This window comes from Stenomitos rutilans, assembly GCF_059505485.1.
Genome location: NZ_JCACKR010000135.1, coordinates 1 through 25791 on the forward strand (window position 1 = coordinate 1; position 25791 = coordinate 25791).

Annotated in this window: 24 protein-coding genes; 13 read left to right on the top strand and 11 right to left on the bottom strand. The window is 49.9% G+C overall.

Going from position 1 to position 25791, the window contains the following annotated elements:
• Nucleotides 1-144: 144 nt before the first annotated feature.
• The 4 genes from AC5JLP_RS28000 to AC5JLP_RS28015 form a co-directional block, all read right to left on the bottom strand.
• Nucleotides 145-1023 carry an IS982 family transposase gene (locus AC5JLP_RS28000; RefSeq protein WP_496071129.1) on the bottom strand — a complete coding sequence of 293 codons (879 nt, stop codon included), beginning with the start codon at nt 1021-1023 and terminating at the stop codon, nt 145-147.
• Between the two features lie 489 nt (nt 1024-1512).
• Entirely contained in the window at nt 1513-2229 is a 717-nt protein-coding gene (locus AC5JLP_RS28005; RefSeq protein ID WP_496071130.1) for a sugar transferase, read from the bottom strand.
• A 199-nt stretch (nt 2230-2428) separates the two neighbouring features.
• Nucleotides 2429-3691, bottom strand: a complete 1263-nt coding sequence (locus AC5JLP_RS28010; protein ID WP_496071131.1) for a DUF1574 family protein — start codon at nt 3689-3691, stop codon at nt 2429-2431.
• A 333-nt stretch (nt 3692-4024) separates the two neighbouring features.
• Nucleotides 4025-4474 carry a hypothetical protein gene (locus AC5JLP_RS28015; protein WP_496071132.1) on the bottom strand — a complete coding sequence of 150 codons (450 nt, stop codon included), beginning with the start codon at nt 4472-4474 and terminating at the stop codon, nt 4025-4027.
• A 343-nt stretch (nt 4475-4817) separates the two neighbouring features.
• On the opposite strand from AC5JLP_RS28015, the gene AC5JLP_RS28020 reads away from it, so the two are divergent.
• Nucleotides 4818-5807 carry an aromatic ring-hydroxylating dioxygenase subunit alpha gene (locus AC5JLP_RS28020; protein WP_496071133.1) on the top strand — a complete coding sequence of 330 codons (990 nt, stop codon included), beginning with the start codon at nt 4818-4820 and terminating at the stop codon, nt 5805-5807.
• Between the two features lie 289 nt (nt 5808-6096).
• A complete protein-coding gene (gene nadA, locus AC5JLP_RS28025; RefSeq protein WP_496071134.1) occupies nt 6097-7059 on the top strand; it encodes a quinolinate synthase NadA in 963 nt (320 codons plus the stop codon).
• A gap of 125 nt (nt 7060-7184) precedes the next feature.
• Here nadA and AC5JLP_RS28030 read toward each other — a convergent pair whose 3' ends face one another.
• A complete protein-coding gene (locus tag AC5JLP_RS28030; RefSeq protein ID WP_496071135.1) occupies nt 7185-8558 on the bottom strand; it encodes a GH1 family beta-glucosidase in 1374 nt (457 codons plus the stop codon).
• A 96-nt stretch (nt 8559-8654) separates the two neighbouring features.
• Here AC5JLP_RS28030 and AC5JLP_RS28035 point away from each other — a divergent pair, with 96 nt between their 5' ends.
• The 11 genes from AC5JLP_RS28035 to AC5JLP_RS28085 all read left to right on the top strand — a co-directional run bounded on the left by AC5JLP_RS28035 (nt 8655) and on the right by AC5JLP_RS28085 (nt 19849).
• The gene (locus tag AC5JLP_RS28035; RefSeq protein WP_496071136.1) at nt 8655-11477 is read left to right on the top strand and encodes an NACHT domain-containing protein; all 2823 of its coding nucleotides are present in this window, start codon (nt 8655-8657) and stop codon (nt 11475-11477) included.
• 33 nt (nt 11478-11510) lie between these two features.
• Nucleotides 11511-11735, top strand: a complete 225-nt coding sequence (locus AC5JLP_RS28040; RefSeq protein ID WP_496071137.1) for a hypothetical protein — start codon at nt 11511-11513, stop codon at nt 11733-11735.
• Nucleotides 11716-12000, top strand: coding sequence for a type II toxin-antitoxin system RelE family toxin (locus AC5JLP_RS28045; RefSeq protein ID WP_496071138.1), 285 nt, complete (start codon nt 11716-11718; stop codon nt 11998-12000). The genes AC5JLP_RS28040 and AC5JLP_RS28045 overlap by 20 nt, the downstream gene beginning before the upstream one ends.
• Nucleotides 12001-12329: 329 nt before the next feature.
• Entirely contained in the window at nt 12330-12788 is a 459-nt protein-coding gene (locus tag AC5JLP_RS28050; protein WP_496071139.1) for an REP-associated tyrosine transposase, read from the top strand.
• 34 nt (nt 12789-12822) lie between these two features.
• Nucleotides 12823-13059, top strand: coding sequence for a hypothetical protein (locus AC5JLP_RS28055; RefSeq protein ID WP_496071140.1), 237 nt, complete (start codon nt 12823-12825; stop codon nt 13057-13059).
• 95 nt (nt 13060-13154) lie between these two features.
• Nucleotides 13155-13775: a tellurite resistance TerB family protein gene (locus tag AC5JLP_RS28060; RefSeq protein WP_496071141.1), complete on the top strand. Its 621-nt coding sequence runs from the start codon at nt 13155-13157 to the stop codon at nt 13773-13775.
• Nucleotides 13776-14136: 361 nt separating this feature from the next.
• Nucleotides 14137-15099, top strand: coding sequence for an acetamidase/formamidase family protein (locus AC5JLP_RS28065; protein WP_496071142.1), 963 nt, complete (start codon nt 14137-14139; stop codon nt 15097-15099).
• A gap of 12 nt (nt 15100-15111) precedes the next feature.
• Nucleotides 15112-15441 carry a YnfA family protein gene (locus AC5JLP_RS28070; RefSeq protein WP_496071143.1) on the top strand — a complete coding sequence of 110 codons (330 nt, stop codon included), beginning with the start codon at nt 15112-15114 and terminating at the stop codon, nt 15439-15441.
• 217 nt (nt 15442-15658) lie between these two features.
• Nucleotides 15659-16675 (top strand): multicopper oxidase domain-containing protein, encoded by a 1017-nt coding sequence (locus AC5JLP_RS28075; protein WP_496071144.1) that lies wholly within the window; start codon nt 15659-15661, stop codon nt 16673-16675.
• Between the two features lie 186 nt (nt 16676-16861).
• The gene (locus tag AC5JLP_RS28080) at nt 16862-17374 is read left to right on the top strand and encodes a hypothetical protein (protein WP_496071145.1); all 513 of its coding nucleotides are present in this window, start codon (nt 16862-16864) and stop codon (nt 17372-17374) included.
• Between the two features lie 300 nt (nt 17375-17674).
• Nucleotides 17675-19849: a glutamine synthetase III family protein gene (locus tag AC5JLP_RS28085; RefSeq protein ID WP_496071146.1), complete on the top strand. Its 2175-nt coding sequence runs from the start codon at nt 17675-17677 to the stop codon at nt 19847-19849.
• Between the two features lie 167 nt (nt 19850-20016).
• On the opposite strand, the gene AC5JLP_RS28090 is transcribed toward AC5JLP_RS28085, so the two are convergent.
• The 6 genes from AC5JLP_RS28090 to AC5JLP_RS28115 all read right to left on the bottom strand — a co-directional run bounded on the left by AC5JLP_RS28090 (nt 20017) and on the right by AC5JLP_RS28115 (nt 25315).
• Entirely contained in the window at nt 20017-20310 is a 294-nt protein-coding gene (locus AC5JLP_RS28090; protein ID WP_496071147.1) for a hypothetical protein, read from the bottom strand.
• Between the two features lie 7 nt (nt 20311-20317).
• The gene (locus AC5JLP_RS28095) at nt 20318-21253 is read right to left on the bottom strand and encodes an NAD(P)H-dependent glycerol-3-phosphate dehydrogenase (RefSeq protein WP_496071148.1); all 936 of its coding nucleotides are present in this window, start codon (nt 21251-21253) and stop codon (nt 20318-20320) included.
• A gap of 97 nt (nt 21254-21350) precedes the next feature.
• Complete coding sequence (lipA, locus tag AC5JLP_RS28100) at nt 21351-22283, bottom strand: lipoyl synthase (protein ID WP_496071149.1); 933 nt, start codon at nt 22281-22283, stop codon at nt 21351-21353.
• Between the two features lie 123 nt (nt 22284-22406).
• The gene (locus AC5JLP_RS28105; protein WP_496071150.1) at nt 22407-23504 is read right to left on the bottom strand and encodes a helix-turn-helix domain-containing protein; all 1098 of its coding nucleotides are present in this window, start codon (nt 23502-23504) and stop codon (nt 22407-22409) included.
• 402 nt (nt 23505-23906) lie between these two features.
• Nucleotides 23907-24089, bottom strand: a complete 183-nt coding sequence (locus AC5JLP_RS28110; protein ID WP_496071151.1) for a hypothetical protein — start codon at nt 24087-24089, stop codon at nt 23907-23909.
• A 284-nt stretch (nt 24090-24373) separates the two neighbouring features.
• Nucleotides 24374-25315: a nucleoside hydrolase gene (locus tag AC5JLP_RS28115; RefSeq protein ID WP_496071152.1), complete on the bottom strand. Its 942-nt coding sequence runs from the start codon at nt 25313-25315 to the stop codon at nt 24374-24376.
• Nucleotides 25316-25791: the final 476 nt, after the last annotated feature.

Below are 25791 nucleotides of genomic sequence, written 5' to 3' on the forward strand. Positions count from 1 at the left end.
GTACTGTACCTTGCTCAAGCTAGAGATTCGCCATCCTTACACCTTTAGGACTACCCTCATTTCAAACCGGAACGATTCCTTCGGAAAGCTTCGCTAACGTGTTTTGAATTGAAACGATCGCACTTCAAATAACGTCAGTTCGGGTTAAGCCGGAGGTAGTAGGTTATGGTCAAGGGCGATCGACGGCTTCTTCGGCTGATGGCAATAGGCAATCAATCCCCCCAGAATATTGACAAAGCAATTGACGGGAGAGCGATGGCGCGAATGCTCAATTTGAGAAATGTTCTTCAATTGGTCGATGATGGTTTCAATGATGGCGCGTTTGCGGAGCATCAGACGGTCATTGAGGGGGATCAATCGCTGTTTCATGTTGCGCTTGAGTTTGGTGATGAGTTGAATGCCTGCGGTTTTGAGCAGTTGTTTTGCCAGCTTCTGCGAGACATAGCCCTTGTCGGCAAACACCTTACCAAACAACTGCTGGAGTAACGTCGGCACAGGGGTGCGGTCGTCGCTATTGCTAGGAGTGAGCTGGATATTGAGCCACGCGCCTCGGTCATTGACCACCAGATGTAGTTTGAAGCCAAAGAACCAATCGACTGATGTCTTGCCGCGTGCGGCTAAGTTTTTAAACACTTTGTGCTGGGAGATGCGGCGGTTGTGACAGACTTTCAGCGAGGTGGAGTCCATAAAACTGATGCCGCTACAGGTGCCAAAACAGGAGCGCAAATAGGCACACATCGGCACTAACGTTCCGGGAACCCAGTCAATGAACCGCTGGTAGCTCACAAGTCCTGGAAAGTCATTTTTCCACTCGCATTGAACTTTCTCTTGATAGTAAGTTTTGAAGTTGCGGTAACACGACCGATGAAAGCCAATTAAAATAGTCATGATTTCGCTCAAGCTCAGGCTGCGCGAACGATTGCGAAGCGTGAGTCCACAGCCTAAAAGTTGCTGCTTCCATTGCGGTTCAAAGCTTTGACAAAAATCATCGACGGAGCAAAAGAGTTCTTCTAGACTAAGCATGAGGGCAAACTAGGCGAGACTTTAGCATTTTCAGCCTGTCGGGTTTGCCCCTTTTTTGCGCCAATCCTTATCCCGTACTCACGTTAGTGTAAAAGCCAGATTTTCAGAAAATGCTATTTGGGGGTGGGTTCAAGATCTGATTTTGGCTTAACCATAGGTCTTTCAGCGATTCCTTAACCCGAATTCAGGTTAATTCTGAGTATGAAAAACATGCTGTATGCTTGAAACTTCGATTCGATTCATACTGCTTTTCAGCAACACCAAAAAAAGGGACAGCCTTTTGGAGACTGTCCCAGCGTTCTGTGCTCTCAGGAGAAATAAGCTTCAGAAGAAATGGCAGTTGAATAACCTAATGGATGCCCCAAACGCATACATGAACCGTTAACCCCAAACGATCGATTGTCATGCTGAGCTTACGTGGAGATGAGCTTACGCCGCGACAGATTGAATACTGACATGGGCTGTTATCTTAAAGCGTCAGCACGCACGTTAGCACGCACCTTTCTTGTCGAGTACGACGCGGATGGTTTTTAGGACCAACCGCAGATCATACATGATCGACCACTTGCGCTGATAATCAACATCCATTTTAACGATGTCTTCAAAATCAATTACAGTTGAACGACCGTTAGCTTGCCACTCACCTGTGATACCGGGTTTGACATTCAGCCGCTCCCAGTGATGCTTCTGGTAACGGATAACCTCATCAACAGTCGGTGGACGAGTCCCCACAAGGCTCATGTGACCCATCAAAACGTTCCAAAACTGCGGTAGCTCATCAAGGCTGGTACGGCGCAGGAAGCGACCCACGCGAGTGATACGCGGATCGTTTTTATTCTTAAAGATGCCGCCTTTGGCTTCATTGTTGACGAGATGCTTCAGCTTGTCCGCATTCATCACCATCGACCGGAACTTCCAAATGCGGAAGGGCTTGCCTTTCAACCCGCAGCGGATTTGGCTGTAGAAAATTGGGCCGGGGTTATCAAATCGAACCGCGATCGCGACGGGAACTGCCACCACGGCTGTTATGGTCAGTCCCACCAAAGCGCCAACAATGTCAATGAGCCGCTTGGTTTTACTGGTAACGGAGGGGTGCACAGTACGAACACGTTGCTGAGGAGTAACGTTGGTAGCCTGACCCGCTTCTTTAGCACGCTCAGTCAAAGCGCCTTGGAGAGCAGTAGGGATGTCAGAAGTAGTAGTCACGTTCGTAGTTGGCTTTACTAGGGTTCACTTTGCCTTCCACAAACATACGTAACTCACCCAACAATGCACAGCGTCTACGAAGACGTTTGCTCAATCTTTATAACTACTGCCGATTACTATGAAGTTCTGATAGTTTTCTCTACACGCTTTTAATCTATTTGCTACCTGATCTTCAGCGCTTTTACGTAGAAGTGTGCCTTTACGGCTGACCTTGAAGCCAGGTAGGAGGTAAGACCAGCGATCGACCGAGTTCAGCCGCCACTGCGGCAGCGCCGTAGCGATTCAGGTGGCTGGGGTCTGTGAAATAGAGATGTTGCTTGGACCAGTATTGACTAAGGTCATAGACGCGAAGCTCGTGCGATCGAGTGAACCGTTGCAGGTAAGTACGAAAGTGCTGTTCACTCAGGGCACGGGCTTCGTCTAAGTAAATCTGCGTGAGTGGGAGATTCACAAAGATCACGGGAATTTGATGGCTTTGTGCAAGCTTCAGCACCTTTTTAAAAGCAGCGGACTGTACTCCGTCCAGGTTAAAGTCACGATAGTCCGCATCGTATGTACCCTGAACTCTGGGGTGACGCTGAAAGTAGTTTTCGGGTCTGAACTGATCTGATAAAGGCTGAAAGCCAGTTGCATCTTGAAGTTTGGCAAGCATCAGGTACTCTCGTTCAGCAGGTGAGCCTACCCGAGTGGAAAAGTTTAGGGGTGCTTTGTATAGAGCTAGCCGCTTGGAGACTAAGTTAGAGGGTGGCTGAAAAGAAGAGACATCAAAAGACGTTGGGTTAGGCACCGTGCCAGTGTTTAAAGCTGTTAGTGAGACTGTAGTACATGACATAATCTGAGGTTGATCAGACTGTAACACTGGGCGAAGTCCCGCCGTTAAGAGTTGATAGCTTTGGGAGGCGATCGCGCGCTGGTAAGTACGATCTACACGACCGCTATTAAATGCTCTCACCCCATCGCCCCAAAGCACCAAACGTGGCAACTGGTCGAGGTTTAGAATCTCGCGCAACAGCAGATCAACTAACTGGGCCGTCGCGCCATTCACCCCCAAATTAAAAATTTTCAAGTTGGGGTAGCCCCGGTTTGCAAGGGTCTGTTGCAGCACGATCGGATCAATGCCCTGCAACGCGCGCGAACTACCAACAATCAAAATATCTGGCTTGCCGGATTGAGCAACAAAGCGAAGATAGCGCTGGAGTTGTTGATCAAGCTGCTGGCTGTTAAAATTGGCAGCGGGTGGCACGTATGAACAGGCGGTTGAGGGCTTGAGGTGAGGTGATGGCTGCTGAGTGGCTGGAGCGATCGAAGGAATTATGGTTGTGAGAGCAGCCAGGGCGTAGTACGGAGATACCTGTTGAGAAGCAGTGGCTGTCATCGCATGCCCAACAGCACCTGTGAAGAAACCGCCGCTTAACAACGACAGGTATAGGCAAAGGGGCGATCGTGTCGGTAGCCATCCCATAGATTCATCGAGTCGAAGGAGCTGTCATCGCCCATCATACCGTTCTGAATCTCGTAACCATAGATCCTGAAGCGCTTATACGAGTTCTCAGTTTCGAGTTTTGAATTTTGAGTTACGGAAGCTCTGTTGCATCACTGTTTGAGGCTCTTGGTCTGTAGCCCAATGAAAGGGAAATGGTATTACAGCGTGCAAGCAGTGTCACCGTGAAATGATTGAGCGATCGCCATAAAAATTGACCACCACGTCAGGCGTGATGGTCAGAGACCCAACCAGGTTAAAACTTTGCCTTTCAGGGCGCAAAGACGATCGTGACGCTCAGGCAGCTAAAACAAGCTACGGATTAGCAGGAGCGGTCTGGCTGGCATCGCTCGAAGGGGCAACTGTGGGAGCAGTCGAAGGGGCAACTGTAGGAGCAACCGGAGGAGCCGATTCGGGAACAACAACATTAACGTTTGGTGCTGGTTGGTTGGGCACCGTAACATTGACGTTAGGCGCTGGCTGCTGAACAGGCGCAGTTGTGGTTTTCTCTCGCTCAATAATTGTGCGAGTGGGTGCTGGAGACGGGCGCTGGTTAACAAAATAGAGGCCAAAGCCTAAAGCTGCAAGCCCAAACAACAACATCCCAAGCATCAAGCCTGTAGCAGCGCTGTCATTTTCACGAATGGCACGGTTTTGCTCGCGCATAGCGATATTTTGCTCACGCAAGAGCTGGTTATCTTGCACAACATCACGGCTGGCACTCACTCGATTAGGATTGGCAGGGTTAGGATTAAAGTTGGTCATTTTCTTTTGTTGAACTCGTCTTAAAAGGGCACTTTGAACGTGAACAAAACTTATCTAAAACTTAAGAAAACTGATGCCTATCAGTTGTCTAACACCCTATTTTTGTTCACCAAACTTATTAGCTGCCATTACGTTAATTGTTTTCCATAGCAAAGTCGCTCTACCCCTGGAAGGGAGCTTCATGTACCAAAAGATTGATTTCAATCGCGACCTCAAACTGAAGTGATCACCTTGTCATAGCGTGTCCACAACTACAGCGATCGATCCGGCATCGCGCCACAATTTTGTCGTAGTTTGCTTGTAGAGTCTCTAGCGGTCTCTTTACATCACAAATTCATCCCCTATGCTGGTTACGCAACAACCGATTTTCAAACGCTTCTGGTATCCCGTCATACCCATATCAGCCTTGACAACGCCCCAGTCGTTTCAGCTTTTAGGCGAAAACCTGGCTTTGTGGTTGGATGAAAGCGGAAAACCTGCGGCAGTGCGCGATCGCTGCTGTCACCGATCGGCAAAATTATCCAGAGGAGAAGTCATTCAAGGAGCCATTCGCTGTCCTTATCACGGTTGGTCTTTTAACGCAGTAGGAGTTTGCGTGCAGGTGCCCCAAATTGGTGAAGAAACCGTTCCAAAATCGTATCGGGTGGATGCGTATCACTGTCAGGAGCGCTACGGCTATGTGTGGGTTTGCCTTGATGAACCTTTGCTGGCGATTCCCAACCTTCCTGAAGCCGCAGACTCGCAATTTCGCCAGATTCCCGAATTTTACGAACGGTGGCACTGTGCAGGACTTCGCTTGATGGAAAACTCCTTCGATAATGCCCATCCCCACTTTGTGCATGCCAAAACCTTTGGCGTTGAGCAAGAGCCTGTCCCACCCCAACCAGACTCGTTTGAAGAGACAGACTTTGGTCTTCGGATGCATTACGTGCTGCCCGTATTTAATAGCGATGTGCAGAAACAGAATTTGCAAATGGAGGCAGGTAGGACGGTACGCATTAGCGAAGGCACTTGGTTTATGCCGTTTATCCGCACACTTAAGATTACCTACCCCAATGGCTTGATTCATCTCATTTTTACGGCTGCCACACCGATCGACGATCGCTCCTCACAAATCATTCAGTTCTGCCTGCGAAACGATACGGAAGAGGCTGTCACGGCTGAAAGCATCGTTGCCTTCGATCGGGCCGTCACTTTAGAAGACCGCACCATCCTGGAAGGAACCGAATATGACGTGTCTCTGAGCGTTAGCGCCGAACAGCACATGGCAACGGACAAGCCGGGAATTGTGATGCGGCGGAAGTTGGCAGCATTGGTGAGAGGAAAAGGATGAAGAGAGTTTTGAGTCAAGGAGCTATCAGCGTCAGTGGTCAGTGTAGAAGTTTTGAGTTTTGAGTTGGAAGAGAGAGGTGTGAGGTGTAAGAGGTGTGAGTTTTCCCCACTCCCGACTCCTCATTCCCCACTCCCTTTTACCTTTAGCCTTCATCCCTTATCCCTCATCTTCTACCCTCTGCCTTCTGCCTTTCACCTAATTTTGGTACTAAAAGACAGAACGCATTTGCAAGTTTTGGTAAATAAAACTATAATCAAGGGGTTGAGCTTCTACTTGGATCGACATTATTGTGTTTACAAGTACCCTTCTCCCTCCCAAGACTGCACTGCCAAGCGATTTATTTGGGGCGATCGCGGATCTGAAGCATGAATTGAATGCGGTCATTCTGGCGCACTACTATCAGGACGATGACATTCAAGATCTTGCCGACTATCTGGGCGATTCGCTGGGTTTGTCACAGCAGGCTGCCAGGACGGATTCGGATGTCATCGTCTTTGCGGGCGTGCATTTCATGGCAGAAACCGCGAAGATTCTCAATCCTAACAAGCTCGTACTACTGCCCGATTTAGCAGCAGGCTGTTCTTTGGCAGATAGTTGTCCGCCTGATGCCTTTGCAGCCTTCAAAGCAAAATATCCTGATCATTTGGTAATTTCTTACATAAATTGCACGGCTGACATCAAGGCGATGAGTGACATCATCTGCACCAGTGCCAATGCGGTTAAGATTGTGAACCAGATTCCAGCGGATCAGCCCATCATTTTTGCACCCGATCGCAACCTGGGTCGATACGTCATGGCGCAAACGGGGCGAGACATGGTGCTGTGGCAAGGAAGCTGCATTGTGCATGAAACATTTTCGGAAAAAAAGCTGGTGCAGTTGCAGATTCAGCATCCCGAAGCCGAAGCGATCGCCCATCCTGAATGTGAACCTGCGGTGTTGCGCCATGCGAACTACGTCGGTTCCACTACAGCACTACTCAACTACATTCAAAGCAGTGCCAGCCAAAGCTTCATCGTGGCAACCGAACCCGGCATCATTCATCAGATGGAAAAAGTTGCCCCCCATAAACGCTTCATTCCAGCTCCTCCAGTCAATAATTGCGCCTGCAACGAGTGCCCCTACATGCGCTTGAACACCCTCGAAAAACTCTACCTCTGCATGAAGCACCGGACACCCGAAATCACACTACCCAAAGCAACTCAACAAGCAGCGCTGAAGCCCATTCAGCGGATGCTGGAGATGAGCAAGTGAGTAGGAATAAGGGTGAGGGATGAAGGACGAATTGATTCAACACTCAGTGCCTCTCTCCTCTCTTGCAACTCAAAACTCGCAACTCAAAACTCAAAATTTTCATCCTTTAGCTTTCATCCTTTCCCTCAAACCACCCTCCCCTGCCGTATACACTCCGCGTACCAATGAAAGCTGGTTTTGGGAATGCGTTGTTGCGTGCGGTAGTCAATGTAGGTGATGCCAAAGCGCCGATCGTATCCCCATGCCCATTCAAAGTTGTCCAGCAGGCTCCAAACAAAGTAACCGTGTAGGGGATAGCCTTCAGCCACGGCGCGATGAGCGGCTTTAAGATACTGTCTCAAATAGGCAATGCGCTCTAGATCCACAACTTCACCTTGGGCGTTCACGGTATCTTGAGCGGCGCAACCATTTTCAGTGATGAAGAGGGGCAAATCCGATCGTCCTAACGTCTCGCTGATGTGACGTGCGCCCCAATACAGGGACTCTGGCAGCATCCAGAGCCAGGGCATGTGAAGACGAGGATAGCTCTCGCGAAAGTCGAGACAGTCGTAACCATTGGCATTGTCGGTTGCTCTCACATAGGTGCCCGTATAGATATTTAGACCTAAAGCGTCTAATGGTTGATGAATGGTTTCCAGGTCGCCTGAGTGAATATCTGGGGCATCACGCCCCAATTGTTCCAACAAGACGGGGCTGTAAGCACCCGTAAGCACCGGATATAGAATGCCACCATTGGCCCAGCAGGTTGGCAGCGCCTTCTGTGCAGCGGCAATGTGCTCTGGCGACTCAGCGATCGGTACCGTGACGGCTGGATTATCGACCAGAACAATCTCACAGGGCACAGGCGACGCAGCTCGAATGGCCTGACACCCCAATCCATGTGCGAGGATCGCGTGGTGGCTGGTTTGCCAAACATCCTTGCGAGTTTTAACGCGAGTACCCGGAGCATGGGGCGGATCGGCATTCACCGCATAGCCCAGATGGGTAAAGCACGAAATTTCGTTGATGGTCATCCAGTGTATGATGCGATCGCCCAATCGGCTCACCACGGCTGTCGCATAATCAGCATAGTCCTGCGCCATTTCTCGACTGCGCCAAGAACCATAGCGATCTTCTAGCGCCTGGGGACTATCCCAATGAAACAGAGTGGCGTGGGGTGTAATGCCATGCTCACGCAAACAGTCTACCAATCGCCTGTAGAAATCCACCCCGGCTTCGTTGACCGCTCCTCGCCCATCGGGAATAATGCGTGTCCAGGCGATGCTGAAGCGATAGTGCTTAATGCCCAGCGCTGCCATCAGCTTTACGTCGCTTTCGTAACGGTGATAGTGGTCGCACGCAACGGCACCTGTATCGCCATTGAGCGTTCGTCCTCGTTTAGCACTAAAGGTATCCCACACGCTCGGTTTGCGTCCATCTGCTTTCACAGCACCTTCGATTTGATAGGAGGCAGTGGCGGCACCCCACAGAAAATTTTCAGGAAACTGGTAGCTGGTCATCGATTCATCTGAACGCTGCTTTCAATACTCTAGTCGTTCGCCTCTCTGGGATGTGAATGCGATAGTAGAGAGAGCGTTCAACATCTTTAGTGCAATATGTTGGAATGGTTGCTGACGATCGGCGCAACAGAGCTGGGCAAAGCCGTCTTTGAGCAAGGCTTGAAGTTGGGGCAAACGGCTGCGGAAGATTACGTGAAGGATTTCTTCAAGGGCTGTTTGAAGGAAGGCGTGGCGGCAGCGAAACCAGAAGTGGCAAAGAAAGCGGTCGCTGGGGCATTACAGGCGTTTTTGCTGCTGGTGGCGGACGAACTGGAGGATCAGGAGCTATCGAAGGCAGAGATCCGCGATCGCTACGATTCCGCTCTCATCCAGTTTGTCAAAGATGAATCGGTGAAGCCTATTCTCGGTCAGGCGTTTGAGAAGGATTGCAGCGCGATCGACAGTGCTACTCTAGCCAGCCTTTGGGCGCGATCGACCTTGCGGGGCAACCCTTTTCCAGCGATGCCACAGGGGTTTGACTGGCAGCGGATTGGCAGCGAATACCTCAAAAAAGTGCGCCGGATTGTGCGCGAAACACCGGAACTGCGATCGCTCCTCGAAACCGAACTGCTGGAAGATATCGTTCGCAATACCGCTCAAATCTCTCCAGGTTTCGATGTTGCCAGGTATCGAGAAAGTTTGCAAAGCAGCTATGGCTATCTGAAGCTATCCACGATCGACACGACCGATCAGCAGTATCGCGTCAAACTCTGGAAAATGTTCATCGAACAAACGGTGCGCGAAGACATCCGGCAGACCTCCGAGGTCTTTAAAACCTTGGAGGTCTTAGAAGAGGAGATCGATCGGCGTGAGTCTTTCCAGCAACCGTCGCGGAAGGTGTTGTCTATCGTCGATACGCTGCATGAAACATCCCTACGGGCAGTCATCTTAGGCGATCCGGGTGCGGGCAAGTCTACCTTGTTGCAGTATCTCGCCTTGGAATGGGTGGAGTCCCAGACCTCGGAGGTTTCAGATGCGGTCTCAGCGCGGTTGCCTTTGCTGATTGAGTTGCGAGAATATGCCATCGCCCAAACCAATAATTTTCTCGAATTTCTCCATCGTGGACGTGGGGTTGATTGGCAGTTTGACCAACAGCAGTTGCATCAATACTTGCAGGAGCATCCCACCCTCGTGATGTTTGATGGGCTGGATGAAGTGTTCGATCGCCCCACCCAAGCCGCTATCACCGACGACATTATCCGCTTTGCCCAGCAGTATCCTCACGCGCAAATTCTCATCACCTCGCGCATTATTGGCTATAGCCCCGAACGCCTGCAACATGCTGGTTTCCGTCACTTCACCATCCAACCGTTAGATACCGACGAAATTCACGAATTCATCGATCGCTGGTATACCCTCGCTCTCGGCAACGACCCCGACAAGCCTCGTTTAGTAACACGCCTGAAGGACGCGATCGCCAACTCCACCGCCATCCAAAACCTGGCAGACAATCCCCTGTTGCTGACCATGATGGCAATCCTCAACCGACGGCAGGAGCTACTACCCCGCGATCGCGCTGACCTCTACGACCAGGCATCGCGGGTGCTGCTGTACCACTGGGATGTGGATCACAAAAAGCTGAACCTGCCCCTGGACACCATCGGGCGACGCGAAAAACAGGAAATGCTCCGCCTGATCGCCTACGACATGCAGGCAGGCGAGGAAGGACTGAAAGGAAATTTAATCAGCGCCGATCGCCTCACCCGCATCCTCACCGACTATCTGCGCGACCAGGGCTTCAGCGAACCCCGCGAAAAAGCCAACAAACTCATCGATCAATTACGCCATCGCAACTTTATCTTGTGCGATCGGGGTGCAGACACCTACGGCTTCGTCCATCGCACCTTTTTAGAATATTTCTGCACCGTCGAAATCGTGAATCGCTTCGAGAAACAACGTACCCTCACCTTTGAACAATTGCGCGATGAGGTCTTCGGAAACCACTGGCAGGACGAAACCTGGCATGAGGTTTTGAGATTGATTTGTGGGGCAATTGATGAGAAATTTGCAGGCGAAGTTATAGATTATCTGATGAATCAAAATTCAGAAATTGACTATGCAAATGAAGAGGAAGAAGCACCTACACATTTAGAGATAGCAAGTGCTTGTCTTTTAGAAGTTAAAAACAGATTGCTTATTGAACGAGTAGCGAATGAGCTGCTAAATTGTCTTAAGCATTTGGCTGAAGAAACTCCGTTCGGTTTTATAGCATTTCCAATAATTGCCAAGAACTGGTTTGATGATCAAACAATATTTGACTGGTTCGTTGATTTTATAAAATCTGAAGAATATGGTCTGGAAAGGCGTGATGCCCTAGAGGTCTTAGTTGATCATTGGAAGGAATATCCAGATGTCCTAAAAATAGTTCAGACCACTGCTCAATCCGATAGCGATGAGAATATGCGCCAGAAAGCAGCGCAGTTGTTAGCTTATGAGTGGATGGATAATCCAGATACCCTTAATATTTTAATCAAGCGAGTCCAATTGGACACAGATTACCTTGTACGGCAATCTGTGATGGATCTAGCTGACTATTGGAATGATGATCCGCGTATTTTTTCTATTGTCAAAAATTGTGCTAAATCGGATGAGAGTTCCCACATAAGATGGTTAGCCTTGAGAGGATTGATACAGAACTGGAGTAGTGAAGTTATTACATTTGATTTTTTGAGAAACAGAGCTACTAGCGATCCTTTTGAACGGGAATTTAACCATGAGGGTAATCCTCGATTACTAGCACTTGAAGCAATTTCTGACTTCTATCCCAACCATTCCAAAACCCTTGAACTGTTGCGCGATCGGGCAGAAAATGACCCCGATGAGCAACTGCGGCAATGGGCACAGGAACAATTAGAAACGATAAAATGTGAGGAACAATAAAAATACACTCAGAGAAAAGAAAACCTAAATTTTATGGAGGAAACTGTGGAAATTCAGGAACTAAAGCTGTTAATTAAAGAAACCATGCGTGAAGTTTTGCGAGAAGAGCGGTTAATGCTCTGCAAAATCCTGATGCCCTACGTTGATGATGCCGAGCAAGCAGAGCTAGAAGCTGAATTCGGCTCGCCCACAGATTACTCCGAAGACGAAGCGATCGACATGACAGCGTGGGTGAAGCATGGCAATCAGGTTCCGTAAACAAGCAATCAAATTCATTGAAAAAGCTGACTCTGATACACTCAATCGTATTCAAGAAAGGCTCAATCAGCTTGTGATCGTCGTTGAAGCACAAAGCATCATTCCATTTACAGAACTTGACATCAAACAGATGAAAGGAGAATGGGAAGGTTTTTATAGACTCCGAATCGGTAAAGTTCGTCTCATTTTCACTGTAGATCTGGCTTCTGGTGATGTTGAAATATACACCATTGGTAATCGAGGCGATGTCTACAAAAAAGGCTGATTTTCCTAGTCCTATTCCAAAACCCTTGAACTGTTGCGCGATCGGGCAGAAAATGACCCCGACGAGCAACTGCGGCAATGGGCACAGGAGCAATTGAAGGAAAGAGGAGGGGAATAATTGGGAGCAAAGATTGAAAGAGTACATCCCAGTTTTGTATTCATAGTGCGAGCGTCTCGCTCGCGAGCGAGACGCTCGCACTGGTTGTGGGATGGGGTGATCCGCTATCGATCACGAGCGAGACGCTCGCACTGGGTGGGCTGATGTAATCATTAGCGATGCGATGGGAACTTTATGAGGATGAACATATGGTTCTAATCCGTTGAAGTCTTATGCAGTCGATCTATTTTGTTACCTTCTGTACCTGGGAGCGACTTGAGTTAAATTCTGCCGCACGGCAGGTTGTAATGGAAGCTTGCCAATATTTTCATGGGGAACGGTATATCATTTTTGCGGGTGTTGTCATGCCCGACCATGTGCATTTATTAATCCAACCATCCCTAAGGAATACAGGAAAATTTTGGACGATCGGCAGCATTTTGCATAGCATTAAAGGCTTCAGTGCAAGACAAGTCCCAATGGTGATGCCTCATATCGGCAAGTTGTGGCAAGACGGTCGTCATGAACGGTTAATTTTGAGCGATCGCCATTTTCACTCCACTGTGGAATATATCTATCAAAACCCAGTAGCAGCCAAGATTATCAAACCTTCAGAAGCCTATCCTTATGTTTGGGGTCATTCTTCCATCAAAAATAGTACGAGCGTCTCGCTCGCGTTCAAACAAAACTAACTCATGCAGAATACGATGAAGAGAGATGGAAAGAATGATGCAAGGTCTCAATCTAGATCCAACGATCGCAGCCTGGTCATCGATCGCTGAAACGGTCTTTGTTCCTCATACTGAAGAGGAATATGAGCATTTAGTCGAACTGCTGAATAGCCTTATTGATCAAGTGGGTGAAGATGAATCGCATCCTCTTGCTTCCATGATGGACGTGATTGGGGTGTTAATTGAAAGCTATGAGACTGAGCATGTTCCTGAGCTAGAAGAGGTTACTTGAACTTACGATTCCATTTATCCTAAAACCCTCGAATGCTGGATACTGATATTCTTTCTGCCATCAAGCGAAATAGAGTTATTGCAAGTTCTATCGTTTTGGCTCTCCCCCCGTTTTTACCCTGTAAACTAAAAGAAGATGGAGCCAGTAGATCCGTCGATCGCGCCACAGCTTTTTCACGGCTGGGTTCTACCGCTCCAGAATGCCGCACACAGATGCTAGAGCAGGAGCTTGTGATGTTAAACATTCCTTCACCCCCTTCCATTACGCCGCGTCAAATGAATTTGCTGCGGATTGTCGCTGCAATGGCTTGGTCTGATGGTCACCTTGCTGCTGAAGAGGTCACCATTATGCTGGAGCGCCTCAGTCGCGTTTTTGCGACCAGCGCCACGCAACAACAAGCCTTGCAACAGGAGCTACGCGAGTATTTGATGCAGCATCTTCCCCTCAGCGAACTGGTGTCTAAATTAGAAACTGCTGCTGAGCGAGAGCTTGTTTTGCGCTTGGGCTATGAAGTCATTCGCTGTAGTGCTCGCACACCTGAGGAAGCGACGATTAATGCAGAAGAGGCCGCTGCTTACCAAACATTAGTGCAGCTTTTAGGGCTACCCCCTGAAACGGTAAGGCAGATCGAAGCAGCCGTCATTGCTGAAATAGCGCCACCAGAAGGACTCGCAGACTGGCTTACCCATACGCTCGAAGACTTTGTACGTCGGTAGGGACTTCAAAGGTTGAAGTCCATTGGCAGAAGCCACACACACTGGTGAGGGCGTTTGAGGGGCGATCGCAGAACAAACGCAACGATAGATAAAGGCTTCTACAGTAGTCATCAATCCTTTGTGAAAAGCATGCTGTTTTTGAACTAAGCAACAGTTAAGGGTCAGCGGTCAGCCGTTAGCCTTCAGCCTGGAATCTAAAGCTGAAAGCTGTAGCTTGCTTCGCCAAAGGTGTAAGCTAACCCAGAATCATTTTCACAAACCAAATAGGATCGCTATAGACTTGGGCGTATAGTTCATTCTGCCAACTGCTGTCGGTGAAGCAGCAAGTTTGAGCATGTCTATAGCAAGTAGTGAGTGACAGATGGCGCATCATCGTTTGAAGGCAACACCAGAAACGGTTCATTTTGGAGGCTTTTCGCCTGACCTCAAGCCAGCGCTCACGGTTCAGTCTGGCGACACGATCGACGTTGAAACCTTCTCCGGGCTGAATATCTATGATCAGGCTCCACCAGAATTTGTGCCACCGGAGTTTTTAGACATCTGTCAGCATCTCTCCGCGGAACGTCGAGTCAGTGGTGGGCCTCATTTATTAACGGGGCCGATCGTCGTGGAAGGTGCTGAATCAGGCGATGTCCTCGAAGTCAAGCTCCACTCCATCACGCCTCGCTTACCGATCGGTTTCAATGCCATTCGCCCAGGTTGGGGTGCGTTAACCGATCGCTTTAGTGAGGGACACTTGCGGTTTATTCCCCTCGATCTAGAGCACAGTACCGCCGAATTTCCTGAAGGCAGCAGCATTAAAATTCCCATTCGTCCCTTTTTTGGTATTTTGGGGGTAGCCACGGCAGGGACGCGCAATTCGATTCCACCCGGTGCCTATGGTGGAAATATTGATAACCCCGAACTACAGGCGGGTTCGCGTCTTTTGCTGCCCGTCTTTTTGCCAGGAGCGTTGTTTTCTATTGGCGATGGTCACTCGGCTCAAGGCGATGGCGAGGTGTGTGGCACCGCGATCGAAACCTCTATGAATGGCACAATCGAATTAACCTTACGAAAGAACATGCACTTGACGAGTCCGATCGCTGAAACCCCTTCCGATCTTGTCACCACTGGCTTTGCAGAAACATTAGATGAGGCGCTTCAGATCGCGCTGCACAATATGGTAGACGTGCTGTCAAAACTGGCTGGCATTACCGAAACCGAAGCCTACTGTCTTTGTAGCCTTGCGGCTAGTTTCCGCATTACACAGGTGGTGAACAGTCCTCAAAAGGGTGTACATGGCTTATTTCCCAAAGCGCTCTTGCCAGAAGCCCCACGTTTTTAGGGATGCGAAACCATGATCGGTCGCTCGTTGTTGCTCTTTATTTTGGCTGGAGTGTGTGAAATCGGTGGGGGCTATTTATTTTGGTTGTGGCTGCGTGAAGGTAAAAGTGTCTGGTTAGTGGTGTTGGGAGTTGTGATCTTAGCCATCTATGGGGTCTTGCCAACCCTGCAACCTGTGAGCTTTGGACGAGCCTATGCCGCTTATGGGGGGATCTTTATCGTGCTGTCCATCCTATGGGGATGGGGAGTCGATCGCGTAACACCTGACAAGTATGACTGGCTGGGAGGATGGATCGCGTTGCTGGGTGTTTTAGTCATCCTGTACGCGCCCCGTTCCTCATAACTCGGTTTCGTCATACCACGATGCCCTAAAATTTACGCCTTGAAACTTATGCCCTTCAACAGTGGATACAGAGCGCAGCTAAATGAGAATAATTGACAATAAGCTTGAATCGCTTTTATACTAAAAAGCTGTCAGACTTTTTGTGCCATTGCTTTGTACGAAGGCTGCTTGGCAAGTCCGTTGTGTTAGATCTGAGTCAGGGAACACTGGTTACTGTATGTCCGATCGCTTTGCACTCAATAAAGCCGAACGTTGGAGTCGGCGGCACTTGTTGAAGGTTGGCTTAGCAGGCGTTGGGATCACAGGTAGCGCGATCGCGCTGCGGGCACTTTGGCAACCGCGATCGCATCCAGTCCACGTTCCACCCGCCGCAGATTCGACGGTCACCGAACCCAAAGGTTTTACCCCACTCACCACACTGCGCCAGTTTGACTACGGCACCGTCACCACCGAAAACGGGAGAACCGTGCGTGAGTTTCGTGTTGAAGCCCGCACAACAGCAGTGCAACTCAATGGTGCAACCTCGTTTATTACCTGGAACCTGAATGGGCACGTCCCAGGGCCAACCTTTCGTGCCACCGAGGGTGATCGCATTCGCGTGATCTTCTACAATCGGGCGGGGCACTCACACTCGCTCCACTTTCATGGGGTGCACCCGCCAGACATGGATGGGGTGAAACCAGTTCGCAACGGCAACGTGTTTATTTACGAATTTGATGCAGAACCTTTTGGTGTTCATGTGTATCACTGCCATATTGCCCCTGTCACTCGCCACATTGGTAAAGGGCTGTATGGCATGTTTATCATTGACCCGCTCACCCCACGACCGCCTGCTGATGAAATGGTGTTGATCATGGCAGGGTATGACGTCAATGGCGACCAAAAGAACGAACTTTATGCGTTCAACGGCAAGCCGCATTACTACATGCAGCACCCCATTTCCATTCAGAAAGACCAACTGATTCGGCTATATGTGCTGAATATGATTGAGTTTGACCCAGTAGCTACTTTTCATCTCCATGCCAACATGTTTCGGGTGTTTCGCACAGGACGGCATCTAGAACCTGATGAAGAGACAGATGTGATCACAATGGGCACGGCAGAACGCCATATTCTGGAGTTTTCTTACCGCTATCCCGGTAAGTTTATGTTTCACCCACACCAGGATGCGATCGCGGAAGCTGGCTGTATGGGCCTTTTCGAGGTGGTCGATCGACCTTCTAACGCTTCTTGATACTCATTCACCCCTCACGGATTCTCCTTCCCTTTAGCGTGCTTCTATCAATATCAATTAGGACTTGCGCATTTGCCTCCAAACCCCCAATGCTGAGGGCTTTAATTGGTTCTATTCCCCCAAAATTGGGGGCTAGGGGGCGAAAGATGATCGCTTTTGCGTAAGTCCTATCAATACGAGATCAATATGAGCGTTTCCTTCGATTGCGTCTCGGCGATTTATGATGCTACACGAGGTCTACCACCCAATGTCTCTGAGCAAGTGACAGACTGTATTTTGCGCCTTGCTTCTGCTACGCCAGCCACTCAATTTTTGGAACAGCCTCAATATGAGTTCAAACAACGGTGGGATGAGATTCTCGCGCATTACGGGGTTGAACTAACCGATTATGGTGCAACGGAAGCAGATGTTCTGGATGCGTTAACGCAACAGGGTGCCACAATAGAGACGATCGTCGCGGCAGAGTGGCGCATTGAACAAACGATCGACGAACTGCTGCATCGCTATCAAAACCGGATGTATAGTGCAAGCTGGCAAATTCCAGACGAGATTTTTGCTCTGGCTATCCAAAATCTAACCACCTGGTGTGAGCAACACTACGATTCTCTAGACTTAGACGTTTCTCACAACACCCGCTTTCAAATCACGATCGCGCCATTGGGTGCAGTGAATTCTATCCGTCTACGTTCGCCGTTCTGAATAGTTTGTGAACAGATACCAGGCCACAGGCACACGATAGAAAAGCAACAGATCTTGTACCAACAGCAGTGGGTTTGGCTTTTAGTTCGCTAATTCTTTGTCTCATCTCGATGACTTTAATGAGCACTTAAAGCCGCAGCATTGATGAAATTTAAGTACCTGGAAACGGGATCAATTTCTGCGTCTTGATCTCAACCTTAGACATGAACAAATGTGAACAAATGATCACTTGGTATCTCTGCTAGCTAATTCTTGCGTTTGCTTTGAGTACTATCAAGCGGTCAGTTCTAAGAAGACATCATGAGTGGAAATGCTGCCCGCGTTCAAGCCGTTCACCAGATCACTAATCGAGCGTTGATACCGCCTAAACCCCCAGAGCGTCTAGAAGATATCTGGGCCGAGAATGTGTTTAACCTCAGTAAAATGCAGGCCAGCTTGCCCAAAGCGGTTTTTAAGTCGATTAAAAATACGATCGTCACAGGTGAAAAACTCGATCCGTCGATCGCCGATACAGTCGCTCTCGCCATGAGAGACTGGGCAACTTCAAAGGGCGCACTCTACTACGCCCACGTCTTTTACCCTATGACCAATTTGTCCGCTGAAAAGCACGACGGCTTCATCTCGGTGCAAGGCGATGGCAATGTGATTTCAGAGTTTTCTGGCAAAGTGTTGGTGCAAGGAGAACCGGATGGCTCGTCGTTTCCCAATGGCGGCATTCGAGACACCTTTGAAGCACGAGGCTACACGGGTTGGGATGTGACCAGCCCCGCCTACATCATGGAAACCGACAACGGTTCTACGTTGTGCATTCCCACCGTTTTTGTCTCCTGGACGGGTGAAGCACTAGATAAAAAAGTGCCGCTTTTACGTTCGATCGCCGCGATGGACAAAGCCGCCAATAAGGTGCTGAAGCTTCTGGGGAATGCAAATGTCGCTCACGTCAACTCTAGCTGTGGCGCAGAGCAAGAATATTTTCTGATTGACGCGAACTTTGCCAGCCAGCGTCCCGATCTTCTCTTAGCCGGACGTACCCTCTTTGGCAAAGCGCCTGCGAAGGGTCAAGAGTTTGACGATCACTACTTCGGCGCGATCCCAGAACGCGTTCAGGTCTTTATGCAGGACGTAGAAGAAACGCTCTACAAACTGGGGATTCCTGCAAAAACTCGGCATAACGAAGTAGCTCCTGGGCAATTTGAAATTGCGCCCTTTTTTGAAGCCGCAAACGTCGCCAGCGACCATCAGCAGCTTTTAATGACGGTGCTGAAGCATACTGCCAAACAGCACGGGTTTGTCTGCTTACTGCACGAAAAGCCCTTTGCAGGCATCAACGGGTCTGGGAAACACGTCAACTGGTCAGTGGGGAATGCGACCCAGGGCAACTTGCTTGATCCAGGCGATTCGCCTCACGACAATGCTCAATTCCTGGTTTTCTGCGGTGCGGTGATTCGGGGAGTGCATAAATATGGGCCGTTGATGCGTGCCGTTATTGCGACTGCCAGCAACGATCACCGTCTGGGAGCCAACGAAGCACCGCCTGCCATTATGTCGGTGTACCTGGGTACCCAGTTAGAAGAGGTGTTTGAGCAAATTAAAACAGGTACAGTCACTGAATCAAAGCAGAAAGGTGTCATGGATCTGGGTGTTGATGTGTTGCCCCATCTCACCAAAGATGCAGGCGATCGCAACCGAACGTCGCCCTTTGCGTTTACGGGCAACCGCTTTGAGTTTCGCGCGGTCGGATCGAGCCAATCAGTATCGGGGCCGTTGATTGCGCTTAACACCATGCTGGCAGATTCGCTTGATTGGGTTGGCAACCGCTTGGAAAGCGAATTAGCTAACGGCTTGGAACTCAGTACAGCCATTCTGACTGTCCTCAAAGAAGTGATGGAAACGCATGGTGCGGTTGTCTTTGGAGGCAACGGCTACTCTGAAGAATGGCACAAAATGGCGGTTGACGATCGCGGTTTAGCCAACTTACGCACCACAGCGGATGCCCTACCAACGCTCAAAGAAGCTTATATTGAAGACCTGTTTGCCAAAACGGGTGTGCTCACACCCGTCGAGCTAGCAAGTCGGTTTGAAGTGTACGCTGAGCAATACATCCTGTCGATCGAGGTCGAAGCGAAACTGGTTGTCAACATGGCTAAGACAATTATTTATCCCGCAGCGCTAGAGTACTTAGCCAAGCTATCATCAACCATTGCGAGTTTGGCTGGGCTAGGCGTTGACTTTGACAAAGAGAGTGCCAAGAAAATTGCAGATCTCACGAATGCAATGGTCGCGACAACCAGCAAACTCAGTACAGCCCTGGCTAAGCACGATTTCGCCACTACAGAAAACAAAATGCAATACTGCGCTCAAACGCTTCGTCCCTTAATGGATGAAGTACGCCTATCTGCTGATGCCCTGGAAGGCGAAGTTGCCGATAGCTTCTGGCCTCTGCCAACCTACCAGGAAATGCTGTTCATCAAGTAGTGTTCTGCTTGGATGACCTGGTTTAACCGCTGTTTGAAGCATCAGCATTCAGCATTCAGCGGTTAAACCAAGGCACACATTGCGTGAATGATTGAGATGAGTAATTTAGGACTGCCATAAAGCCAAGGCAGAGCGAGCCGTCTCAGCAATGGTTCTATCTAGCACAATCATGACTGCGGTGCGATTACTGTGATCTGGTTTGTGGCACGATCGCGCACAATCCACCCAACCTTAACGTCCGCTTCAGCCGCATCTGGATCGATCGGAGCCTCAGTGACATTGAAATATACCTTACGCCCCTCCCGCGTTTCGATCGCAAAATCGGTATTTTGGGCATACACCACCTTAAAGCCGCGATCGCGCAAACAGTACATGGCCCACCCTTTAAGTGTTTGCTGCTCTGGCTTAAACGGAATTGGCGGTTGATGAAATAAGGCTTCGATCGCGACGATGAATGACATAGCTCCTCTAATGCGTCTCTGGTTTGTAATTTCGTAACATCAGCGCTTCTACGGCTGCTTGCGGCGTAATGTCTCCCTGCAACAGGCGATCGACTTGATGGGAAATGGGCACAGCAATGTTTTGTTGTTCAGCAAGTATCGTCAAAACTTGAGTCGTATTCACCCCTTCGGCAGTACCTTTGAGCTGAGCGAGAACCTCCACCAGCGATTGCCCCTGGGCCAGCCCATATCCCACCTGGTAGTTGCGGCTGAGGGCACTGTTGCAGGTTGCCAGTAAATCACCTAAGCCCGATAAGCCATAGAACGTTTCTGGTTTAGCACCCCAATATGTCCCCACTCGAATAATTTCGGCGAGTCCGCGAGTGACCAGTGCAGCTTTTGCATTCGTGCCCAGATGTAACCCATCGCAGGCTCCCACCGCGATCGCAATCACGTTCTTCAGCGTACCGCCCAGTTCCACGCCCAGTCCATCAGCATTGGTATAGATCCGAAAGGAGTTGGACGACAGTGCCGCTTGGACGGTTTCTGCCGCAGCAAGCTGTTGGCTGGCAACCACCGTTGCAGCAGGCAACCCCTGCTGAATTTCTTGAGAAAGGTTTGGGCCTGATAGGACAACCACTGGATGCGACGGTAATGCAACCTGCCAGATTTGAGAGGGCAGCAGCGGCGTCGTTTCATGGCTACCCGTTGCTGCCAAGCCTTTGGTCGCTGTGACAAACACCGTATGAGGTGCGATCGTCACCTGTTGTACCTGTTCAGCGACTGCTCTCACACCTTTCATCGAGACCGCAGAGACCACTATATCGGCATCATCGAGCATCGTGTGCAACGCTCCCTCTTGACGTGACCAAACACGGACTCTGTGGCCTTTGTCCTTTGCCAGCGTGGCTAAAGCGGTTCCCCAGGCTCCAGCACCCAGAATGACGATCGTAAGTTGTGACATAGGATAAAGCTATCAGCTTTCAGCAATCAACGGTCAGCTTCTTAAAGTTCAAGCCTTGAGTGTTGAAGCAAGACAACTGACCAACAAAACGAGGGCTTCAAGATGACGAATCACTACTTGTTGTAAGTTGATGGCTGACCGCCGACTGCTGACCGCTTCTTTCTCGTGGATACCGCTCCATCAACGTCCGCACTTGCTCCGCATGGTAAGAACTGCGCGTTAGAGGAGACGACACCACTTGCAGAAAGCCCAGCGATTCGCCATAGACCTGCCAGACATCGAACTGCTCCGGACGCACGAAATTGACTACGCCCAAGTGCTTTTGACTGGGTTGGAGGTACTGCCCGATCGTGAGAATGTCGCAAGCCACTGACCGCAGATCGCGCATAACCTGTTTCACTTCGTCATCGGTCTCGCCCAGACCCACCATAATGCCTGTTTTTGTGTAGACCCAAGGTGTCAGATCGCGCGCTCGCCGCAAGACGTCCAGCGAGCGCTCATAGCTTCCTTGAGGACGAACTCGACGATACAAGCGGGGGATCGTTTCAGTATTGTGGTTCAGCACCTCTGGCGCGGCTTGCAAAATCGTTGCCAGCGCTTCCCAGTTGCCACAAAGGTCAGGAATCAAGACTTCGATCGTAGTGCCAGGTGAAGCAACCCGAATCGCCTGGATGCAGCGATCGAACTGGGCTGCACCACCATCCGGCAAATCATCCCGATTCACTGAAGTCACCACAACATGGTTCAGCCGCATCCGGCGGACGGCTTCTGCCAACCGCTCTGGTTCAGTGGGATCAAGCGGCTTTGGCTTTTTCTCAAAGTCAATGTCGCAGTAGGGGCAAGCACGGGTGCAGGCAGGCCCCATAATCAAAAAGGTAGCCGTGCCATTGTTAAAGCACTCACCAATATTGGGGCAAGAGGCTTCTTCACAAACCGTGTTCAGCTCCAGATCCCGCAGAATTTCTTTAACCGAGCCGACCCGCTCCCACTGGGGGGCTTTTACCCGCAACCACTCTGGCTTAACAACCACACCTTATCCCAAGTTAAACAGCTTCTGTCCATCCTAACAGGCACAGGCTACAAGGTCGAAGTGCCGCCAGAGCGTACACAACTGCCCCGATCGAGGTGTCTTTTGAATCAAGGCAGTTGCGCATCAAAGAGGGTTGGTTTCGGGGGGGGCAACATTACCTGACATTGGCGAAACGGTTTCTTGCTTAATGCTCAGCGTCGCAGCCGCACCTTTGGGAGTCACCTTAGCAGCAGTTGTCTGGGTGGGAGAAGCTTTTGGTAACGGCGCTACTGTTGCTGAAGAAGAGGGTGAAGCTGGTGCGGTGCGCTGAGGAATCGATTGATGCGAAACCCAGGCAATTCCACCCGCCATCAAAGCCGCGTAACCAAGATAGATCTGCATCGAATTGATGCGTAGCTTCGAGCCTGTCTTGGGCTGCTGCCACGATGGTACTACAGCCGACTCGATCGCAGGTAGCGACGCAGCCATCTGGTTTCCATCGAGATCCAGTGCGTTACCAATCTGACGAATAAAGCCACGCAGATAGATATCCTCAGGTAGCCGCTCGATTCGTCCAGTTTCTAAGGCTTCTAATTGATGGAGGGAAACCTGGGTTCTTAAGTGTAAATGATATGGTGACCACGACTTTTCTTGCCGTACCCGAAGAATCATTTGCCCTAAGTCTTGCAGGTACGCTTCTCGTGCCTCAAACATGGCCTTTTGTGCAAGCTCTCGCTTACTCAGTTTTTTGCCAGGGTCTACCTTGAGCGGCTTGATGCTAGAAACGGCAGTGGGCGGATAGAGAACTTTACGCTCTCGAACTGCTGGCGGTGTCTTGCTTTCTGTAGGCGGAACGACTGCCAGAGTAGGAGGAGTGCGATCGGAGGCGTTTGGGGCTGAAGAATTTACTGGTGTCAGGGATTGCACCTTCGATGCAGCGGCTGGAGTGATGGAGTTGGTAAAGCTCTGTTCTGCTGTTTGCACCATCCTTGAAGACTTTTTGTGCACCATTTTGCGTAGTGCCAGTCGAATGGCTTCTCGACCCATCGCTCTCATCATGCTCTGCATCTGTCGATTCAAATCGTCTGGCAATGCTTTCAGGCTTGAGAGCATCTGTCCATAAATTTCGCTGTGATGTAGCTCCGTCTCGACTTGCCCTAAGATTGCCCGCAGCCCATTCAATGAAACTTCAGCGTTGCCCCCAGGAACACCCACACAGTACGTAGACTCGTGTGCCAGCATGAATCGCCTCTCCTATCTAAAACGTCCAGCACTCAACAGCCTTTATTAACCTCAAACGTGGCTTCGCTCAGTGGTAGCCAAGCTTTTACAACCTACGCCTAGAGTAAAATAGTGAAGCCGTCTTCATTGCTTCATCATTCAAGGGCTTCCTGCTCCCTCCGGATGGATAAATTTCAATTCAAACAGGACTGACGCAAATTCTCTAAAGCCAGCCCCCCAGCCCCCAATTTATAGTCCTAGCGGACATACAAGAAAGGGAAAACAAGCCCTCAAAGTCCCCCAGAATTGGGAGCTTAAAGCCCTTTGGGCATACAAGAAAGAGACGGCTGCGTAAGTCCTATCAAAACAAAACGGTGGGGCGATCGCCCCACCGTCAGCAGCAGATTCGAGCCTTAATGCCATTCAATCGCGACGGCTATCTCTAGATGTGCATTCTTTAGACAAGCAGCGCTCTAGCAGCGATACTTGATGGAACCACCAATAGCGACGTGGATTGAGAACCACTTGAAACTTGGAGTCAAAGACTGGCTGGTTGAGGAACTGCCAGAAGGGAAAAGAAAGCTTGGTGTGTTGTGAAGAAAACATAGGAAAATTCCAGATGATAGGGGCGGGCAGCACTCGTCGCAAGCGCTCGATGCACGGACTGGTATGCCACTACAACCATGCCAAAATCCTTTACGAATCCCCTTGTGAGGATTGCGGAATCTTCCTACATCTTTTTTTCAAATATCTGTATTTCTATGGAGAAAATGACGCACTTTTTGGGGTGCCTTCAGTTTCTTCGTTACGTTCAGTTCGTCAACACGGCGAACCAAAGTGTAAGGTATACATGGGTAGACTGCAAAAACGGAGCGGCAAGCTCTGTACACTTACGATTCGCTGAGCTTCGCGATCGCACGTGTCAACAGTTGATAAAACCCTTCGACATCAATTGTTTCAGCAATGTTGGCATGGGGAGGCGCGTTGGTCACATGATTGCGATCGACCACTGTGCGCCCCATCGTTAATTCACTGGTCGTTTCGATTGCAACATAAGCGCGGCTGGTCGTGAATAGAGCAGGCTGCAAGAGATAGGCAATGACGCAGGGATCATGAAGCGGCGGGCCAGGAAAGCCATGACGCTGCATCTCGTAGGCACCGTAGTGATTCAGCAGGCCGAGCGTAGCAGCGCTGATGGGGGAGTTGATTGCACGTATCCCATGCAAGCGCTCTGGAGTCGCGATCGCCTGATGCGTTACATCCAGACTCATGATTGTCAATGGAACTCCAGCTGTGGCAACCACATGGGCTGCATGAGGGTCAACATAGAGGTTAAATTCGGCTGACGGCGTGATGTTGCCTTGAGTCAGCGCTCCGCCCATCATCACAATTTCTTGAATGTGCTGACAAATCGCGGGTACCTTGATGAGCGCGATCGCAATATTCGTGAGGGGGCCCAAAGTTGCAAGCGTGATCTTGTGCGTTGATCGCAGCAGCGTCTCGATCAAAAAATCAACGGCGTGTTGCTCTTGCAGTGGCATCTGCGGTTCTGGCAAATGAATGCCATCTAACCCTGTTTTGCCATGTACGTCTTCAGCCGTTAGAAGGGGACGCAGCAACGGACGAGGGCAACCTGCATACACGGGTACATCAACACTCATCAGTTCGCACAGGGCGCGTGCATTCTTCTGCGTAAGGCTGAGCGGCACATTACCAGCCACTGTCGTAATGCCCAGAACGTTAAGATGCTCTGGAAAGGCTAGGGCAAGAAATAGGGCGATCGCATCATCAGCTCCTGGATCACAGTCGATGACGATTGGTTTAGCCACCATAAATAGCAATTACTAGAGGGTGATGATGGATTTGGGGTAAGCAGAAAACCGTTAACAATCTACTAAACCCCTAGAGGAATAAATATTACCTGATGGACGGTTCGGTGATCTCCTACAGGATGCAGCGGTTTTACCGCACAAGGCAATTAGCAAAACTGATGAATTAGTCGTTTCATTAGCCATGCTGATCAGTAGGTAAGCACAATGATTTGTAAAAAGAGGTTTGAGGACTTCGCCTCCAAGCAGGGGTTTAATCCCTCCACCCCAAAACCATCTTTAACTTAATAGGACTTACGCAAATGCGGTCATCTTTCGTCCCCTAGCCCCCAATTTTGGGGGAACAGAGCCAATTAAAGCCCCCAGCATTGGGGGTTTGGGGGCAAGTGCGTAAGTCCTACTTAATTAAGCCCAGCCACTTAGCAAAGTTAAATCACCTCCGGCTTTGCCGGAGGCTTATCTTTGTTAGCCCCCCAAGG

What these genes read in the sequence shown, in the direction of transcription:
- AC5JLP_RS28000 (WP_496071129.1), bottom strand. Translation starts at nt 1,023, where the DNA reads ATGCTTAGTCTAGAAGAACTCTTTTGCTCCGTCGATGATTTTTGTCAA.
- AC5JLP_RS28010 (WP_496071131.1), bottom strand. Translation starts at nt 3,691, where the DNA reads ATGGGATGGCTACCGACACGATCGCCCCTTTGCCTATACCTGTCGTTG.
- AC5JLP_RS28015 (WP_496071132.1), bottom strand. Translation starts at nt 4,474, where the DNA reads ATGACCAACTTTAATCCTAACCCTGCCAATCCTAATCGAGTGAGTGCC.
- AC5JLP_RS28020 (WP_496071133.1), top strand. Translation starts at nt 4,818, where the DNA reads ATGCTGGTTACGCAACAACCGATTTTCAAACGCTTCTGGTATCCCGTC.
- AC5JLP_RS28030 (WP_496071135.1), bottom strand. Translation starts at nt 8,558, where the DNA reads ATGACCAGCTACCAGTTTCCTGAAAATTTTCTGTGGGGTGCCGCCACT.
- AC5JLP_RS28035 (WP_496071136.1), top strand. Translation starts at nt 8,655, where the DNA reads ATGTTGGAATGGTTGCTGACGATCGGCGCAACAGAGCTGGGCAAAGCC.
- AC5JLP_RS28040 (WP_496071137.1), top strand. Translation starts at nt 11,511, where the DNA reads ATGGAGGAAACTGTGGAAATTCAGGAACTAAAGCTGTTAATTAAAGAA.
- AC5JLP_RS28045 (WP_496071138.1), top strand. Translation starts at nt 11,716, where the DNA reads ATGGCAATCAGGTTCCGTAAACAAGCAATCAAATTCATTGAAAAAGCT.
- AC5JLP_RS28050 (WP_496071139.1), top strand. Translation starts at nt 12,330, where the DNA reads ATGCAGTCGATCTATTTTGTTACCTTCTGTACCTGGGAGCGACTTGAG.
- AC5JLP_RS28055 (WP_496071140.1), top strand. Translation starts at nt 12,823, where the DNA reads ATGATGCAAGGTCTCAATCTAGATCCAACGATCGCAGCCTGGTCATCG.
- AC5JLP_RS28065 (WP_496071142.1), top strand. Translation starts at nt 14,137, where the DNA reads ATGGCGCATCATCGTTTGAAGGCAACACCAGAAACGGTTCATTTTGGA.
- AC5JLP_RS28070 (WP_496071143.1), top strand. Translation starts at nt 15,112, where the DNA reads ATGATCGGTCGCTCGTTGTTGCTCTTTATTTTGGCTGGAGTGTGTGAA.
- AC5JLP_RS28075 (WP_496071144.1), top strand. Translation starts at nt 15,659, where the DNA reads ATGTCCGATCGCTTTGCACTCAATAAAGCCGAACGTTGGAGTCGGCGG.
- AC5JLP_RS28080 (WP_496071145.1), top strand. Translation starts at nt 16,862, where the DNA reads ATGAGCGTTTCCTTCGATTGCGTCTCGGCGATTTATGATGCTACACGA.
- AC5JLP_RS28085 (WP_496071146.1), top strand. Translation starts at nt 17,675, where the DNA reads ATGAGTGGAAATGCTGCCCGCGTTCAAGCCGTTCACCAGATCACTAAT.
- AC5JLP_RS28090 (WP_496071147.1), bottom strand. Translation starts at nt 20,310, where the DNA reads ATGTCATTCATCGTCGCGATCGAAGCCTTATTTCATCAACCGCCAATT.
- AC5JLP_RS28095 (WP_496071148.1), bottom strand. Translation starts at nt 21,253, where the DNA reads ATGTCACAACTTACGATCGTCATTCTGGGTGCTGGAGCCTGGGGAACC.
- AC5JLP_RS28105 (WP_496071150.1), bottom strand. Translation starts at nt 23,504, where the DNA reads ATGCTGGCACACGAGTCTACGTACTGTGTGGGTGTTCCTGGGGGCAAC.
- AC5JLP_RS28110 (WP_496071151.1), bottom strand. Translation starts at nt 24,089, where the DNA reads ATGTTTTCTTCACAACACACCAAGCTTTCTTTTCCCTTCTGGCAGTTC.
- AC5JLP_RS28115 (WP_496071152.1), bottom strand. Translation starts at nt 25,315, where the DNA reads ATGGTGGCTAAACCAATCGTCATCGACTGTGATCCAGGAGCTGATGAT.